Source organism: Pedobacter sp. ASV12 (genome assembly GCF_016429155.1).
Classification (GTDB): domain Bacteria; phylum Bacteroidota; class Bacteroidia; order Sphingobacteriales; family Sphingobacteriaceae; genus Pedobacter.
In genome coordinates this window covers 1-3,468 of sequence record NZ_JAELUC010000153.1, presented here as the reverse complement: position 1 = coordinate 3,468, position 3,468 = coordinate 1, and the positions used below count along the sequence as shown (strand labels likewise).

The following is a 3,468-nucleotide window of genomic DNA, read 5'->3' as shown; positions in this document are numbered from 1 at the left end:
AGTCCCGTAGCTCAGCCTGGTTAGAGCACTACACTGATAATGTAGGGGTCTCCAGTTCAAATCTGGACGGGACTACAGCGCCTGGGTTGTTTTTTTGGGGGATTAGCTCAGCTGGCTAGAGCGCCTGCCTTGCACGCAGGAGGTCAACGGTTCGACTCCGTTATTCTCCACCACCACCGGTGCCTGTTACAGAAGGCATGTTTATAATAGGGGCTTTGGCCTCCGGGAGAGAAAAGTTCTTTGACATATTGGAAGAAGTTAAAACAAGAAGAGCACACAGCAGTGCGGACGCGTTCTTTTGGACGCGCGAGCACGCAACAGCACGCATGCCGGCGCAAAAGGCGGCATAGCGGAAGAAAGTAATAAAGGGTATACGGGGGATGCCTTGGCTCTCAGAGGCGATGAAGGACGTGATAAGCTGCGATAAGCCCTGGGGATCAGCAAATATGACTTGATCCGGGGATTTCCGAATGGGGGAACCCGCCATGCTGAAGGCATGGCACGATAAGAGCAAACCCGCCGAACTGAAACATCTAAGTAGGCGGAGGAGAAGAAAATAACAATGATTTCCTGAGTAGTGGCGAGCGAAAGGGAAAGAGCCCAAACCATTCCCGTTACGGCGGGCGTGGGGTTGTAGGACTGCGATGTGGCACGGCAAAGTGAACTGGAACGGGATGGGAAGCCCGGCGATACAAGGTGATAGCCCTGTACAGGAAAGCAATGTCGGCCTAGCAGCATCCTGAGTACCGCGAGGTCGGAGACGCCTTGTGGGAACCAGCCGGCACCATCCGGTAAGGCTAAATACTCCTGAGAGACCGATAGTGAACCAGTACCGTGAGGGAAAGGTGAAAAGAACCCCGAACAGGGGAGTGAAATAGAACCTGAAACCGTATACCTACAAGCGGTCGGAGCAGACGAGTTCTGTGACGGCGTGCCTTTTGCATAATGAGCCTACGAGTTACTCTTCACTGGCAAGGTTAAGTGCTTATGGCACGGATCCGAAGCGAAAGCGAGTCTGAACAGGGCGCACAGTCAGTGGAGGTAGACGCGAAACCTTGTGATCTACCCATGGACAGGTTGAAGGTGCGGTAACACGTACTGGAGGACCGAACCGATAAGCGTTGAAAAGCTTCCGGATGATCTGTGGGTAGGGGTGAAAGGCTAATCAAACTGGGAAATAGCTCGTACTCCCCGAAATGTTTTTAGGAACAGCGTCGTGGCAGAGTTAGATAGAGGTAGAGCTACTGATTGGGTGCGGGGGAGTCAAATCCTACCAAATCCAGACAAACTCCGAATGCTATCTAATATACACGGCAGTGAGGCGCGGGGTGCTAAGGTCACGCGCCGAGAGGGAAAGAACCCAGACCATCAGCTAAGGTCCCCAAGTTGCAGTTAAGTTGAACTAACGAGGTGCGATTGCACAGACAGCTAGGATGTTGGCTTGGAAGCAGCCATTCATTTAAAGAGTGCGTAACAGCTCACTAGTCGAGCGATCGTGCATGGATAATAAACGGGCATCAAACTGCGCACCGAAGCTATGGGATTGAAATATATCGGTAGGGGAGCATTCCAGCGGCTGCGAAGCCATACGCGTCAGCGGTGGTGGAGCTTCTGGAAAAGCAAATGTAGGCATAAGTAACGATAAGGCGGGAGAGAAACCCGCCCACCGAAAGGATAAGGTTTCCTGATCAACGCTAATCGGATCAGGGTTAGTCGGGGCCTAAGGCGTACCCGAAGGGGGAAGCCGATGGACAACGGTTTAATATTACCGTACTCTTTGTAGATGCGATGTGGGGACGGAGTAGTGACACTGCCGCGAACTGACGGAATAGTTCGTTGAAGGCCGTAGGTATAGGAATTCCAGGCAAATCCGGATTTCCTGCCGAAAGCCGATAGTACGCAGAACCTTCGGGGGATGCGATAGCGCAGGTAATCAGACTTCCAAGAAAAACCGCTAAGCTCCAGTCTGCAAAGACCCGTACCGCAAACCGACACAGGTATCCGGGAAGAGGATTCTAAGGTGCTCGAGTGAATCATGGCTAAGGAACTCGGCAAAATGGCCCTGTAACTTCGGGAGAAGGGGCGCTGGCAGCAATGCCAGCCGCAGTGAAAAGGCCCAGGCGACTGTTTAACAAAAACACATGGCTTTGCAAAATCGAAAGATGAGGTATAAGGCCTGACACCTGCCCGGTGCTGGAAGGTTAAGAGGGGATGTCAGTCGCAAGGCGAAGCATTGAATCGAAGCCCCAGTAAACGGCGGCCGTAACTATAACGGTCCTAAGGTAGCGAAATTCCTTGTCGGGTAAGTTCCGACCTGCACGAATGGTGTAACGATCTGGGCGCTGTCTCAGCCATGAGCTCGGTGAAATTGTGGTCCCGGTGAAGACGCCGGGTACCCGCAACGGGACGGAAAGACCCCATGCACCTTCACTACAGTTTAACATTGACATTGGGTACAGGATGTGTAGGATAGGTGGGAGGCTTTGAAGCGGGCGCGCCAGCGTTCGTGGAGCCAACGTTGAAATACCACCCTTTCTGTATTCGGTGTCTAACCCCGCCCAGCGGGGGACATTGTTTGACGGGTAGTTTGACTGGGGTGGTCGCCTCCAAAAAGGTAACGGAGGCTTTCAAAGGTAAGCTCAGTACGCTTGGTAACCGTACGGGGAGTGCAATAGCATAAGCTTGCTTGACTGTGAGGCAAACAGGCCGATCAGGGTCGAAAGACGGATATAGTGATCCGGTGGTTCTGCATGGAAGGGCCATCGCTCAAAGGATAAAAGGTACGCTGGGGATAACAGGCTGATCTCCCCCAAGAGCTCATATCGACGGGGAGGTTTGGCACCTCGATGTCGGCTCGTCACATCCTGGGGCTGGAGAAGGTCCCAAGGGTTCGGCTGTTCGCCGATTAAAGTGGCACGCGAGCTGGGTTCAGAACGTCGCGAGACAGTTCGGTCCCTATCTGTTGTGGGCGTAGGAATCTTGAGTGGGGCTGACCTTAGTACGAGAGGACCGGGTTGGACCAGCCTCTAGTGAATCTGTTGTTCCGCCAGGGGCATTGCAGAGTAGCTACGCTGGGAATAGATAAGCGCTGAAAGCATCTAAGTGCGAAACTAGCCACGAGATGAGGGTTCCATACAGGACCGTAGGAGACTACTACGTTGATAGGCTACAGATGTAAAGGTGGCGACACCACAGTCGAGTAGTACTAATAGTCCGAGGCTTTCAGGAGCAGGAACGCTGGGTGCTCTTCTGAACTAACTTCTTTCAATAATATGTCATTGCCTGCGCCCTGGCGCACGCAATAAAGATATTCAGGTGCCTATATCGGCGGTGTCCACCTCTTCCCATTCCGAACAGAGAAGTTAAGCCCGCCTGAGCCGATGGTACTGCGGTAACACGTGGGAGAGTAGGTCGGCGCCAAATTTTAAAGCAGGGGCCATCCGACAGGATGGCCCTTTGTCGTTTATA

Annotated in this window: 2 tRNA genes and 2 rRNA genes; all 4 read left to right on the top strand. The window is 53.0% G+C overall.

Going from position 1 to position 3,468, the window contains the following annotated elements:
* The 4 genes from JHD69_RS19285 to rrf all read left to right on the top strand — a co-directional run bounded on the left by JHD69_RS19285 (nucleotide 1) and on the right by rrf (nucleotide 3,423).
* A tRNA-Ile gene (locus JHD69_RS19285) sits at nucleotides 1-75 on the top strand.
* Between the two features lie 21 nt (nucleotides 76-96).
* Nucleotides 97-173, top strand: a tRNA-Ala gene (locus tag JHD69_RS19280).
* Nucleotides 174-353: 180 nt separating this feature from the next.
* Nucleotides 354-3,228 (top strand): 23S ribosomal RNA (locus JHD69_RS19275).
* Nucleotides 3,229-3,311: 83 nt separating this feature from the next.
* Nucleotides 3,312-3,423, top strand: a 5S ribosomal RNA gene (gene rrf / locus JHD69_RS19270).
* The last annotated feature ends 45 nt before the right edge of the window (nucleotides 3,424-3,468 follow it).